This window comes from Stenotrophomonas sp. Sm6012, from assembly GCF_030985895.1.
Classification (GTDB): Bacteria; Pseudomonadota; Gammaproteobacteria; order Xanthomonadales; family Xanthomonadaceae; genus Stenotrophomonas; species Stenotrophomonas forensis.
Window position 1 is genome coordinate 56,075 of record NZ_JAPTFX010000001.1, and the last position, 13,044, is coordinate 69,118.

Sequence of the window (13,044 nt, forward strand, 5' to 3'; positions counted from 1 at the left end):
CTTCCGCCGTGCTCGATTGCTGCCCGCCGAACGACAGGCGAAACTGTCGCCTGTGAATCAAACGAGGACAGCCACGCACGAGCCCGGCCAACGATGGATATGACGACTTTCCCCGTCACAAACGCACTGCAACCACTACAGCCAGACGTTCAGCGCTTGCTGGGCAGATGCCTGTTGCGCCTTCAACAATACGAGCGCCTCATGAAAGCCATCGTGGCCCACCACGAGATTTCAGGCCCGGCGCATTCGCTGGAGGCCATTCGCGCAGCGCGGATTGAAGATGCCGCGACCAAGACCCTGGGCACGTTGATCGGACAACTGTTTGGTTCGTATGTCGTCACCGATGGAAATGGCGGCGAGGAACGCGACGACGATCTTCCCGGCGACGTGATCTCCTTTCGCACGCGCGTGCAACTGAGCCTGTCTGCGCAGGACTACGCCAAGACCCAGGCCGACCTCAAAGACCTGGTATCGCTGCGCAACACACTGGTGCACCACTTCATCGACCAGCACGATCTATGGACCGTGGACGGGTGCCGCGCTGCACAGGACGAACTCGGTTCCGCCTACACGCGCATCGATCAGCACTTCGAGCAGTTGCGCGGCTGGGCCGAGCACATGGATCAGGCGCGGCGCCTGGCAGCGGAATTCGTCCACTCGGATGTGTTCCACGACCTGGTGGTCAATGGCATCGCGCCGGACGGCACGGTGGACTGGCCGGCCGCCGGCATCGTTCGTGCGCTACGCGAGGCCGCCGCGCAGTTGGCCGTCGAGGGCTGGACACCGATCGCCGCCGCTGGCCGCTGGATCGCGGACCGGCATCCCGAGCAGCTTCCAGCCAATTACGGCTGCAGCAGTTGGCGGCAGGTGGTGCACGAGTGCCGCATGTTCGAGCTTCGCTACCGTGAGGTGGAGGGGCAACGGGCCGCCTGGTACAGACCTCGCGAGGCATAGCCCCGCGACGCGGTCTCACCTCCGCGCGAGTCGCGAACGACTCCGCCGAGCTATCCCCAGGGGATAGCCGGCACACACAGCCTTCCGCGCAGAACAAACCGGGCGCGCATGGGCTGCGGTTTGTTGACTGACAGCCTTCCGGCCGATGCCGATACTGGCGACTCGCCCCTTCACCGCGAGTCGCTCTCATGGCCAACGAACGCACAGAACCCCTGCAACTGAATCTCGGATCGCTGCGCAGCGCGATGTCGCTGACGCTGCACACGCACCACGCTTCGCGCATCTGGCACGGCCGTGCGCCGACCGAGGGGCGCCCCGGCATCATCGGTCTCAACGGCTTCATCGGCGCCATGAACAAGATGAAGCGCGGCGCCGAGCAGGACGACCCGTACTCGGACTCGTGGATGTTGCGGATCGAGGACAAGCTCGCCGACACCAAGACCCGTCTGCAGACCCTGCGCGAACAGGTGGATCAGGCCTTGGCCGACGTGCCAGCGGCGCTGTCCCTGGGCGAGAACATGAACGTGCAGCCGGTGAAGCTGCCGCTGTTCGTGAACGCCCAGCTCGGTTTCATGGCGGTGTATCTGCTGGCCGACTACGACGACCTGGCACGCAAGCTCATCCTGGCGCACCACACGGCGCTGATCGACCGCAGCACCTTGGAGCGCTGGCTCAATGATGGTGCGCACGCGCTGCGCAGCCTGTTCTCGCTGGCCCAGCAGTACCGCTACTCGGGCACGACGCGCGACGACTTCGCGGCGAAGAACGCGGCGGCGCGAGCGGCGCTGGAGAAGTTCGGCGAGTTGCCGCAGGACGTGCTGGAAGGCACGCGCCGCTCGCGCTTCGCGCCACCCATCGCGCGGCGGTCGAACAAGCCCGGCACGCCGCCTGCTGCGCCTGCCATCGTGCCCGATGCGCAGGCTCCCACGGGTGGCGCAGCCGATGGTGCCGCGGGCGATGAGGGTGCTGGCGCATGACAGCATCGCCCCCTATCAGCCACTCCACGCGCTTCGTGGCGCTGGAACAGGCGGACTTCCAGCGGCTGGAACACGCAGGCTACCTAAAAGGCCTTTTACAGCCTTTTAAGGGTAAGGGGAGTCTGGAGACCTGGGCCAGCCAGTGCGCAGCGCTGCGCGACGACGTGATTGGCCTGGCGCAGCGGCGCGTGCTGCCCCAGGCGCGCGCCTATCCATTCAGTCTGCTCGACGTGCAACTGGCCCAGCAGGCCACTGGCGCAGGGACGACCTTCCTGCGCTGGCGCAACCTCGACCGTTCCTCCATGGGCGTGGCGTTGTGGGAGGCCCTGCTGGCCAACCCCGCGACGCCGGCCTCGCTGATCGACGATCTGTACGCGATCGAACTGCAGCGCATCGTGCTGAACATGCAGATCAGCCTGACCCACAGCATCGCCCGCCAAGCCCTGGAATGCGCCAACAAGGCCGCGCAGGCCGAAGCGGCTTACCTGCGGCGCGTCCACGGGCATACCGCATCCGTTCCACCCACCACCAAGGAGTCTCCATGAGCACGCACTTCGTCGGCGAGGGCAACATCGGTTCTGCGCCGGACTACCGCGAATTTCCGAACGGCAACGACGAGCCACGCCGGCTGCTTCGCCTGAACGTCTACTTCGACAACCCGATCCCGAAGAAGGACGGCGAGTACGAAGATCGCGGCGGCTTCTGGGCGCCCGTGGAGCTGTGGCACCGCGACGCCGAGCACTGGAAGACGCTATACCAGAAAGGCATGCGGGTGCTGGTCGAGGGCCGCACCGTGCGCGACGAATGGGAGGACGCCGACGAGAACGAGCGCGTGACGTTCAAGGTCGAGGCGCGGCGCGTGGGCATCCTGCCGTACCGCATCGATTCGGTGGCGCTCAGCACCAAGCCGGCCGGCGGACAGTAATTCGCCCATCGCCGTTCCCCCGAGGGCGACTGTAGCAACCGTCATACGCCCGCGATGCACCAGCGAGCTATCCCAAGGGGATAGCTCCAAGGTCGTCCACGGAGTTCCAGCCGCCCTCCCGAAACGACGCTCTTGCTGTGCCAGCTCCTACGATCTATGCACACCGCTGCGGCAACGAACCGCCTGCCGATCACAAAGCGGTGTCTGCATCAATCGACTTCCTTGCTGCCGGCATCTCCTGGCCCCGCCAAGCTGACGCCCATCCGATGAACCGCACATTTCCAAGGAGGCTTCATGCGCCTTTTCCTGTGCGAGAAGCCGTCCCAGGGCAAGGACATCGCCCGTGTGCTGGGTGCCGGTCAACGCGGCAACGGCTGCTACAGCGGCGCGGGTGTCGTCGTGACCTGGTGCATCGGTCATCTGGTAGAGGCGGTTCCGCCCGAAGGCTACGGCGAGCAATACAAGCGCTGGGCCATCGAGCAACTGCCCATTCTTCCTGAGCGTTGGCGTGTCGAGCCCAAGGCGGCGACCGCAGCGCAATTCAAGGTCGTGCAGCAGCTCGTCGCCAAGGCGGGCGAGCTGGTGATAGCGACCGACGCCGACCGCGAGGGCGAGATGATCGCCCGCGAGATCATCGACCTGTGCGGCTACCGCGGGCCGATTCAGCGCCTGTGGCTGTCGGCGCTCAACGATGCGTCGATCCGCAAAGCGCTGGGTGCGCTCAAGCCGTCCGCCGAGACGCTGCCGCTGTATTTCTCCGCACTCGCCCGATCGCGCGCCGACTGGCTGATCGGCATGAACCTGAGCCGGCTGTTTACGCTTCTAGGTCGGCAGGCCGGCTACACCGGCGTGCTGTCGGTGGGGCGCGTGCAGACGCCGACGCTGAAGTTGGTCGTGGATCGTGATCGCGAGATCGCGCGATTCGTCTCCATGCCGTATTGGGCCGTGGATGTGCTGCTATCCCATGCCGGCCGGTCCTTCACCGCGAGCTGGATACCGCCCGAAGGCAGCACGGATGCAGCGGGTCGCTGCCTTCAGCAGCCGGTGGCGCAGCAGGCTGCGGATCGCATTCGCGCGGCACGCGATGCGCAGGTCGTGTCGGTGGACACCGAGCGCGTGCGCGAGGCACCGCCGCTGCCATTCGATCTGGGCACCTTGCAGGAAGTGTGTTCGCGTCAGCTCGGCCTCGATGTGCAGGAGACGCTGGACATCGCGCAGGCGCTGTACGAGACGCACAAGGCGACGACCTATCCGCGCAGCGACTCGGGATATCTGCCCGAAAGCATGCTCGCGGAAGTGCCGGCGGTGCTCGATGCACTGCTCGCCACCGATCCCAGCCTGCGGCCCTTGATCGGCCAGCTCGACCGCAACCAGCGTTCGCGCGCCTGGAACGACGGCAAGGTGTCGGCTCACCACGGCATCATCCCGACGCTGGAGCCCGCCAACCTGTCGGCCATGAACGAGAAGGAACTGGCCGTCTACCGGCTGATCCGCGCTCATTACCTCGCGCAGTTCCTCCCGCACCATGAGTTCGACCGGACGGTAGCGCAGTTCTCGTGCGGCAGTCAGTCGCTGGCGGCCGTGGGCAAGCAGATCGCCGTCACCGGCTGGCGCGAGGTGCTGGCGACGCCGGGGCCGGACGATGCCGACGGCGAGGATGCGCAGCGCAGCCAGGTGCTGCCGGCGCTGCATGCGGGCCTGTCCTGCCCGGTCGGCAAGGTGGATCTCAAGGCGCTGAAGACGCTGCCGCCCAAGCCCTACACGCAGGGCGAGCTGATCAAGGCCATGAAGACTGTCGCCAAGTTCGTGACCGACCCGCGGCTGAAACAGAAGCTGCGAGATACCACCGGCATCGGCACCGAGGCGACACGCGCCAACATCATCAACGGTCTGATCGGTCGCGGCTACCTGGTCAAGAAAGGCCGCGCCGTCCGCGCTTCCGACGCGGCATTCACGCTCATCGACGCGGTGCCCTCGGCCATCGCCGACCCCGGCACCACGGCGGTGTGGGAGCAGGCGCTGGACATGATCGAGGCCGGCCAGATGGCGCTGGACACCTTCATCGAGAAGCAGTCCGTGTGGGTCGGCCAGCTCGTGCAGCAGTACCGCGGCGCAACGCTCTCGCTCAAGCTGCCGCCGGCGCCGGCCTGCCCGCAGTGCGGCGCACCGATGCAGCAGCGCACGGGCAAGAGCGGCGCGTTCTGGTCCTGTTCGCGCTACCCGGACTGCAAGGGCACGTTGCCGATCGAGTCCCCGACGGGCCGGCGCAGCGCACCGCGCAAGCGGCGCGCTGCCTCCAAGGCGTCCTGATCCTCGCTTCCCCCTGCCGCGCCGGCCACTTCACTGGCGGCGAGGCAAACGTCCCGCACCGCGCGGGACTCCAAAGCGCGCGTCTCCTTCTGCAACGGTGTGCGCGCCCCGTCTGCCCGCCGTCGGGCGACGGGGCGAGAAGGTCATTGCTCCACGAATCGCGCCCGCCGCCATTCCCTTGATCGGTGTGCCTTGCCTCGGTCACGAGGGGCTTCCTGACGCCTTGCCGCCGCGCGAGCCGTGAGGAGGCCCCTTGGGCCGAGGGTATTCCGTGCCGGTGCCCGCCGGCGAAACATCGGGCTCCCTTTGTGTGTGGATGCACGCCAGAGGTTTCCGGCCCCAGCCACGAAACGGGCCGGGTGCGATTGCTGACGCAGCGAACGGCTTTGACGACGGCCTGCGCTGACGCAGCCCACAGGTGGTTTTCCATTCTCTTCAGCCGAAGGCCCGTGTGGCCTTCGGCGCCCTGGTCTTTGCCTTGTCCCGTGACGCGGGCCATTGCCCTAAAGCGGGCCGTCCGCGATTCGGTTTTCCCTGCGACGGCAGCCATGCTTCGCGCCCATCCTCACGCCATGCGTTGCTGACAGTCGTCAGCGGCATGCCCTGGCAGTCTCGGTCTTCAAGACTGCAACGCGGTTCGCCGCGTCGACCGATCCAGTCCGCTTCGCATCGCCCACCGCGGACGCTCGCCGGCCTGGCGACGATGCACTTTTCTCAACCACCCGAGGGGAACCCCATCCCCTGCGGGATGCGTGCTCCCCGACCCACCAAGGAGCACGGCATGTCTGAACCTTCCGCATCTTCCTCTGCAACCGCAGTGCGCAGTGGTGCGCTGGCGCTGACCTGGACCGGCAAGCGTTTGCCGCTACAGGTGCTGCGCAGCGCGGCCGGCCACTACATCGGCACACAAGACGACGAAGGACCGGTATCGCGGGAGTCCGTCGAGTATTTCCCGACCCACCTCGCAGCACAGCGCGCCCTGGATACCCATGCCTGGACACAGCGCGCTCACCCCTGATTCCCACCCTTCAAGGAGTTCTCTCATGAATCTGTCTTTACCCGAAGACGTGCTCGATCAGATGGCGCTGGAACAGGCGCACTTCGACGCTGCACCGCAGGCCTTCTTCGAGGCCTGGAAGCGCGGCGCGCAGATCGCCGGCCACGAGTGGTTCGGCGACGGCACACGCGAAGGTCTGCAGCGTGCCACCACCAAGTGGGACCTGCGGCCCAACATGCTGATGCTCAACGACGCCCTGGGCGTGCTGAGCAGCGGTCAACGCATGTTCCTGTCCGCGATGGTGAGCTTCTACAACTCCCGCGAGGGCGGCGCGATGCTCAAGCGTTGCGGCTTCGAGGGGCTGTCCGACTTCGGCGGCCTCGATCTGGAACGGCGCCAGGTCATCGCTGACCTCACGCTGCACTACAACGGCTGGTGAGCCGCGCCTGGCAACCCACCGTCTTTTCATCCCACCCCACGAGGGACATGCGTCCTCGTTCGGGGCCATGTCCCTCCTTCTTTTCGCAGGAGCGGCCATGTCCCGAATCACCATCTTCCACTGACCTGCACCGCCCGGCACCAGGGCGGCCCGACGCCGCGGCCGGCTGACCGGTTGCCACTTCATCCACTCGCTGGGGTTCAATCCCCGGCAGGGGATTGCCTCGGCCATCCTCTGCTGGAGGAATCCCATGTCCCATTCCAACAATCCCTTCGCCCGCGGCTACGATGGCCTGTCCGTGCAGCGGCTGCTGGCGATTTCCTACGACGACGACTGCCCGCTGAGCTACCTGCCGCTGCACGTCTCGCAGTCGCACCTGCCGGACAGCCAGGTCGAGCGCCATGCCTGCGTCTTCTGCGACGACTTCGCGCTGATCACCGAGGGCCAGAACGTGCCGCCCGAGCTGGACGCGCAGTGCCCCAGCCACGGTATCGCCCGAAACCTCGTCTACGCCGTCATGGCCGAAGAAGCCGGCCAGCCGCTGCACGTCGGCGATACCTACTCCGAGGAAGCCGCGCGCGAGGTGGTACGCCGCCTGCGCTTCGAGACCGGGTTCTACAGCCGTGCCTGGGAAATCAGTTCGGCGCACATCACCGAGGAGGCCGGTCGCTTCCTCGCCGAACTGGCGGACATCGCCACGCCGAGCGGTTTTCTGTTCGTGGCCTTCCGCATTCCCTACAGCCCGGCGGTCGGCGTGAAGCTGATCGCCACGCCCTGGACGGATGCGAACCTGCAGCATGTCGAGGGCATCACCGCCGAAGAGCTGCGGCAGGAGCACCGGGCCAAGGGCGTGCCGGAGTCCCTCGTGGAAGTGTTGCACCTGGCTGCGCTCGCCGACGTTCGCATGTTGGTGTTCGATGCCGACGCGCCAGTGCTGGACGGGCTGACGCTCTACGACGACGAGTAACCCGCAACCCATTCGAGCCCCCACGTCGGGGCTCTTCTTTTTCGCGGAACGCGGTGCCGGCGCATTGCCGATTCCCAACGGACGGTCGCCGCCATGTGCCGCACGCTGGCCGCATGTTCGCTGGCGTTGCCGGCAGCATGCCCAGGCAGTCGAGACCTTCAAGACTGCGGCGCGGTTCGCCGTGCTGGTTGCTTCGTTCTCCGGGCGCACCCGCGTCCATCCACCTCACCCTCAAGGGACAGACCTCCCTTGCGGGCGGGAGTCCCTTGGTTGCCACAAGGAGTCTCCCCATGGATACCCAAGCCATCCGCGCACAGATGCCGACGCTCGTTGTCGGTCATGTGCCTTCCAACGTCCGTTCGTTCAAATTCAACATCTTCGACGGCCAGCCCAAGGTTTCGACGCTGGGCTTTCACATCGACCCGAAGCCTTTCGAGGGCAAGGTCATCGCCACCACCGACGAGGCCATCGTCGTCAAGACGGGACGAGCCGAGTTCGCGGTGCTCGATCGCACGCTCGTGACCGAAGTGCCCGACGAGGGCGCCAAGGTGCAGGTCGAACCCTATGTCAGACGCCGCTTCGACGGTCAGCGGGCGGACACGCCCGAGGAGCAGACCGAGTTCACCGCCGACGGCCAGCCCTACACGGTGAAGCGGTTCGTGCTCGGGTCCGCACCGGCGAAGCTGCCGATCCCCGAGCCGCGCTGCCCCGAGCTGCAGGAACTGGTCGACCAACTGGAGCAGTTGCCCGCTCCCGACGGTTTCCGGCGCGTCACCCACATGCTGGTGGATGCCGGCGCGCGGGACATCACCTGGGTCGATCCGCTGCCCGCCGACATCATCCGCACGCCGCCGGCCATCGGCTTCACCGTCGCCACGACGAAGTTCCAGGGTCGCGTCACCGTGCTGTATGAGCGTGGCCTCGACCTCTACGCGGTGGAGCTGCACCGCGACGGCGAGCTGGTCGAACGGGTCGATGAGGTGTTCTTCGACACCCTCGGCGAGACGCTGGAACGGCTGATCGACGACGGGAGTTGGCGGCGCATCCGCGTGCAGTGCCTGTCGTGTCGTAAGGCTATCCGGCACTGATCTCACAGCAGCTTCCCGCCCTCGCGGCGGGAAGCCTCTTTTCCTGCCCCCTGGAGATCACACCCATGACTGTTCGATTCAAAGGCACGGAGCTGCGGCCCGTGCTCGCCGAAGCGGTGGCGAATCAATGCCGCGTCATCCTGGTCAAGGATCAGGGCGTGTACTTCCTGGCCGAGTGCGGCGAGCGCCGACCCGATGGTCGCCAGAAGACCATCGCCTATGCCGCTGGCTGCAACCCGGATGTCGATGCCTTCGATGACTGGTGGGAGCTGGCGCGCGCCGAGTTCGGTGGCGACGACTTCGGCGAGTTCTTCGATCCGCAGGAGGGCGTGTTTGCGCGCATCCTGCGCAGCGAGGACGACCTCGACGTGTCCGCCTCCGCGACACACCTATCGCTGCAGGCGGTTCCTCCCACGCCCAGCGGTAACTGACCGCCCATCCCTGGCCCCCGCTCCGGGGGCCTCTTTCTTCCCGGCAATGCGGACAGCCGCGAGTGCCGATTGCCGCTCGCCTGCGCGCCGTCCCGGCGCGACGCTTCCGGCCATGTTCCGCTGACGTCCGTCAGCGACATGCCCAGGCAGCCACGATCTTCAAGGCTGCGACGCGGTTCCGACCGTGTAGATCACCCCAGTTCGCACCGGCATCCATGCGCGAACGGCCATCGGTTCTCGATGGCGATGCCACCAAGCTGTTCCTTCAACCCACGCGGGGGTTCCACACCTTCCCCGCCTGGGTCGGGTGTGTCTCCGCCTCATTGTTCTCAGGAGATTCACCATGACCACTTCCACCGACAAGTCCTACTTCGATCTGCACATCACCGGCCTCGGGTATCTCAATCGCATCCGCGAAGTGAAGCCCAAGAAAGGCGATGCGTTCCTGGCCTGCGACATCGCGGCCCTGAACGGTCCCAGCGATGACGTCTCGTACGTGCGTTTCGACACGCGCGTATCGGGATCGGAAGCGCAGCACCTGGTGCGCCGCTGCATTCAGGCGGTCGACGCCGAGAAGAAGGTGATGATCGGCTTCCGCCTGGGCGACCTGTGGACCGACACCTTCACCTACTCCAAGGGCAAGCGTGCCGGCGAGCAGGGGGTGAGCCTCAAGGCCCGCCTGCTGTTCGTCAGTTGGATCAAGGTCGACGGCAAGCTCGTCTACAAGGCCGAACCCAAGCCGACCGAGACCGACGAGCGGGACCCGGAAGTCCCTGTGACGTCCGACGCGCCCGCCGCGCAGCAAGCCTCGGCACCGGAGCCTTCCAAGCCCCTCGCCGATGCTGCCGACGACGCTGCCGATGCCCCCGCATTGGCCGTTGCCGAGTCGTTCTGATCCGCAAGGCCCCATCCCCGGGGCCTTGTCTTCTCTTCGTCAGCAGGAGACCTTCATGATCACCATCCCCGGCCAACTGGCCATCAAGACCATCCACGGCAGGAACGGCGACTTCAACGTCGGCCGCCTGGCGACCTCGATCGGCGAGTTCGTCGTGAAGAACGCCGAGCTCGATCAGTACCGCGAGGGCAAGTACGACGGTGATTTCGTCATCGTCGAGATTCGCCCCTCCACGTACAACGCCAACGGCCGCATGGTCATCGAGATCCGCGCCCATCTGGGCGGGATGACGCTGTCCAACATCGACGCCCTAAGCCGCGACGAAGCCCGCCGGCTGAGTCCGCAGGAAGTCGATCCGATCGACGAGGAAGCGCAGGCGCCCGTGCCGGCAACGCCCCCGGCCAAGCCGAAGGCGAAGCCGCGCAGTCCGCGCGATCCCCTGGTCGATACCACGCCGTTCGGCAGCGAACCGGCTCCCGTGTCCGCTGCGGCCTCGGCCGAGGCAGACGACGCGGCGCTGTTCGGTGCCTTGTGGCCCCTGGGCGAGACCGTGAAGCTCGATGCGACCGTGGATCGTCGTGTGCTGCGTCAGCAGCGAGACCGTCTCGACAAGCTGGGCTACGAGTTCGCTCCGTTGTCCCAGGACTGGCACCTCAAAGCTGCCTGATCCATCCGCCGCCTTGCGCGGCATACCGCCGCCCGCCGGGGTTCTCCCCCGACGGGGAGGGCTCCGGCCTTTTCTTCAAGGAGACCCTCATGGGCTGGACCTTCGTTCGTCAGACGCGCGATCAGATGATCCGCGAGCTGCTCGCTCCGCAGGCGTCCGAACGCGCTTGCTGCGAAGTCATCGACCACACGCTGGACGGCGACGTTCTGTGGACCGTGGTTCGCGTCACCGCCAGGCAGGCGGGCGTCATGGGCCTCGCGGCCGGTGAGTCCATCTGCTACATCGGCTGCCATCTGCTGGAAAGCGCGGGCCTCGAGTGGGGCTACAAGTCCCTCGATGAGTCCGTGCATCCGTACTACTACTCGTGCCCGCTGCGCTATCTCGACATGGCGCCGGTGCAAAGCCCCGAGTGGCGCGAGCGGGTTCACCGCTTCCACGCGGGCCGCGCTGTCTAGCGGCACGCATCTTCCTTCACCCAACCGGGGCGAGCATGGCCCCGCGGGCTGTGGTTGCTCCTTCATTTCCAAGAGGACATCACCATGCCTGCACCTTCTTCCACGAAACCGCTGTACCGCATCGACGAATGCCCCGACCTCATGGCCGACGGTTGCGTCGGTGACGAGCAGGACAATCTCGTCTTTCTGTCGATCTGGGCGCGCGACACCGCCGTTCAGGAGTTCCTCGCCCGCCTGACCCTCAGCCGGGATGAACAGGGACTGGATCAGTTCCACGTCATCACCGAGCAGGGCGCATCCATCCCGGTCTTCGTCGGCAACGTCGAGAACCTAGAAAAGCGCATCACCCGCGCCTATCGGCGAACGCTGTTCGGTTCGCTGACGAATGTGTGGCTGTTCGATCGTCGCTGCGTGAAGCCAGACAAGGCCAACGCCAGCGCGCTGGCGCTTCTGCCCAGGGATTCCGCTCACCGGCTCGACCGGCTGTGGACGCTGGTGCAGGACACCTGCCCGCTGCCACTGCTCGACCACTGGCGCGACACCGTGCTGGAGCTGTTGCAGACACGGCGGATGCTGACCGGTCTCCCCTTGGCCCTCGGGCCGCTGGAAGGGCATCGGCTGGCCCTCGATGTCCCGGCGCTGACGAAGGCGTTGGGCGAGCTGATCCGCAACGGCACCCTCGGCGCCACGCAGTACGAACTGGCCGCGAACGCACCGCTTCGGCGTGTGGCGTGAGCCATCCCAACGGGCATGCGCGCCGCGCGTGCCCGCCTTCCCTCATCCATCATCAGGAGTAATCCATGGCACTCATGTTTCCGCGCCTGGCGCGCAATTTCATCCGTAACGGCTACTTCCCCACCGACGAGCCGACGCTGGAGCGGGCCTTGTCCGCACTGGCGCCGTCTCCCGGCTCCATGTCCATCCTCGATCCCTGCGCCGGCGAAGGCGTGGCGATTGCCGAAGCGGCCCACGCCCTCGGGCGCGAGCAGGTCCAGGCCTTCGCCGTCGAGTACGACGCCGAGCGGGCCCGCCACGCACGGCAACTGGTCGATCGCTGCATCCACGGCGACTTGATGGACATGCTGATCTCGCGCCAGTCCTTCGGGCTGTTGTGGCTGAACCCGCCGTATGGCGACCTGAGCAAGGACGTGAACGGCAACATCGGCTATCAGGGCCAAGGCCGTGCGCGGCTGGAAAAGCTGTTCTATCAGCGCGCGCTGCCGCTGCTGCAGTACGGCGGCGTGCTGATCTTCGTCGTGCCGTCCTACGTGCTCGACGCCGAGCTGGTCGGATGGCTGACGCGCCACTTTGCCGACCTGCGCATCTACCGTGCGGTCGAAACGCAGTTCAAGCAGGTGGTGATCTTCGGTCGCAGGATTCGTCAACGCGACCAGGCATCGGATTCGGTCAAGGCCACCCGCGGTCTGCTGCTGCAGATCGGACAGGGCGACGCCGAAGCCGAGGAACTGCCGCTCGAATGGCCGTTCCTGCCGTACACCGTCCCTGCCAGCCCGGCCGAGCCTGAGCACTTCTATCGCGTGACGATGGAGCCCGAGCAGTTCGCCGATGAAGTCGGCCGGCTGCAAGGACTCTGGCCGGCGCTCGATACCCACCTGGGCGCCGCGCAGCAATCGCTGCGTCCGCCCGCGCGGGCCTTGTCGCACTGGCATCTCGCCCTGGCCTTGGCCGCAGGCGCGATCTCCGGCGTGGTGACGTCCAAGAGCGGGCGCGTGCTCGTCGTCAAAGGTGATACCCACAAGGAGAAGATGCTCCAGACGGAGTACACCGAGCGCGACGACGGCTCCGTGGCCGAGACGCGCATCCTCACCGACAAGTTCGTGCCGGTCATTCGTGCATGGGACTTGACGCTGGGCTCGCCCACGTGGGGCGAAGTGCTGACTATCCGCTGATCGCTGTTCCCTGACGGTTCACCGTCGCT

Annotated in this window: 15 protein-coding genes; all 15 read left to right on the plus strand. The window is 66.3% G+C overall.

The annotated features are described in order from the left end of the window. Positions 1–201: 201 nt before the first annotated feature. The 15 genes from O0J73_RS00275 (at position 202) to O0J73_RS00345 (ending at position 13,015) form a co-directional block, all read left to right on the plus strand. Positions 202–954 carry an OST-HTH/LOTUS domain-containing protein gene (locus O0J73_RS00275; RefSeq protein WP_019484523.1) on the plus strand — a complete coding sequence of 251 codons (753 nt, stop codon included), beginning with the start codon at positions 202–204 and terminating at the stop codon, positions 952–954. A 188-nt stretch (positions 955–1,142) separates the two neighbouring features. Continuing rightward, positions 1,143–1,931 carry a PFL_4669 family integrating conjugative element protein gene (locus O0J73_RS00280; RefSeq protein WP_019484524.1) on the plus strand — a complete coding sequence of 263 codons (789 nt, stop codon included), beginning with the start codon at positions 1,143–1,145 and terminating at the stop codon, positions 1,929–1,931. Next, entirely contained in the window at positions 1,928–2,476 is a 549-nt protein-coding gene (locus O0J73_RS00285; RefSeq protein ID WP_019486762.1) for a DUF3158 family protein, read from the plus strand. The genes O0J73_RS00280 and O0J73_RS00285 overlap by 4 nt, the downstream gene beginning before the upstream one ends. Next, complete coding sequence (locus O0J73_RS00290) at positions 2,473–2,856, plus strand: single-stranded DNA-binding protein (RefSeq protein ID WP_023083180.1); 384 nt, start codon at positions 2,473–2,475, stop codon at positions 2,854–2,856. Before O0J73_RS00285 ends, O0J73_RS00290 begins: the two co-directional genes overlap by 4 nt. 294 nt (positions 2,857–3,150) lie before the next feature. Beyond that, on the plus strand, positions 3,151–5,166 hold the full coding sequence (locus O0J73_RS00295; protein ID WP_018076215.1) for a DNA topoisomerase III: 2,016 nt from the start codon (positions 3,151–3,153) through the stop codon (positions 5,164–5,166). A gap of 781 nt (positions 5,167–5,947) precedes the next feature. After that, on the plus strand, positions 5,948–6,184 hold the full coding sequence (locus O0J73_RS00300; protein WP_016446173.1) for a hypothetical protein: 237 nt from the start codon (positions 5,948–5,950) through the stop codon (positions 6,182–6,184). Positions 6,185–6,209: 25 nt separating this feature from the next. Continuing rightward, positions 6,210–6,602, plus strand: coding sequence for a hypothetical protein (locus tag O0J73_RS00305; RefSeq protein ID WP_003141051.1), 393 nt, complete (start codon positions 6,210–6,212; stop codon positions 6,600–6,602). 250 nt (positions 6,603–6,852) lie between these two features. Beyond that, complete coding sequence (locus O0J73_RS00310; protein WP_016446172.1) at positions 6,853–7,569, plus strand: hypothetical protein; 717 nt, start codon at positions 6,853–6,855, stop codon at positions 7,567–7,569. 290 nt (positions 7,570–7,859) lie between these two features. Continuing rightward, positions 7,860–8,657, plus strand: coding sequence for a hypothetical protein (locus O0J73_RS00315; protein ID WP_003141039.1), 798 nt, complete (start codon positions 7,860–7,862; stop codon positions 8,655–8,657). A gap of 65 nt (positions 8,658–8,722) precedes the next feature. Then, positions 8,723–9,088: a DUF3085 domain-containing protein gene (locus tag O0J73_RS00320; protein ID WP_010792167.1), complete on the plus strand. Its 366-nt coding sequence runs from the start codon at positions 8,723–8,725 to the stop codon at positions 9,086–9,088. Positions 9,089–9,431: 343 nt separating this feature from the next. After that, complete coding sequence (locus O0J73_RS00325) at positions 9,432–9,983, plus strand: STY4534 family ICE replication protein (RefSeq protein WP_018076217.1); 552 nt, start codon at positions 9,432–9,434, stop codon at positions 9,981–9,983. Between the two features lie 55 nt (positions 9,984–10,038). Next, positions 10,039–10,650, plus strand: a complete 612-nt coding sequence (locus tag O0J73_RS00330; RefSeq protein ID WP_003294141.1) for a DUF3275 family protein — start codon at positions 10,039–10,041, stop codon at positions 10,648–10,650. Between the two features lie 89 nt (positions 10,651–10,739). Next, positions 10,740–11,105 (plus strand): hypothetical protein, encoded by a 366-nt coding sequence (locus O0J73_RS00335; RefSeq protein ID WP_023121158.1) that lies wholly within the window; start codon positions 10,740–10,742, stop codon positions 11,103–11,105. A gap of 84 nt (positions 11,106–11,189) precedes the next feature. Then, positions 11,190–11,840, plus strand: a complete 651-nt coding sequence (locus O0J73_RS00340) for a hypothetical protein (protein WP_023121157.1) — start codon at positions 11,190–11,192, stop codon at positions 11,838–11,840. 65 nt (positions 11,841–11,905) lie between these two features. Next, a complete protein-coding gene (locus tag O0J73_RS00345) occupies positions 11,906–13,015 on the plus strand; it encodes a DUF6094 domain-containing protein (protein WP_018076221.1) in 1,110 nt (369 codons plus the stop codon). Positions 13,016–13,044 lie beyond the last annotated feature (29 nt).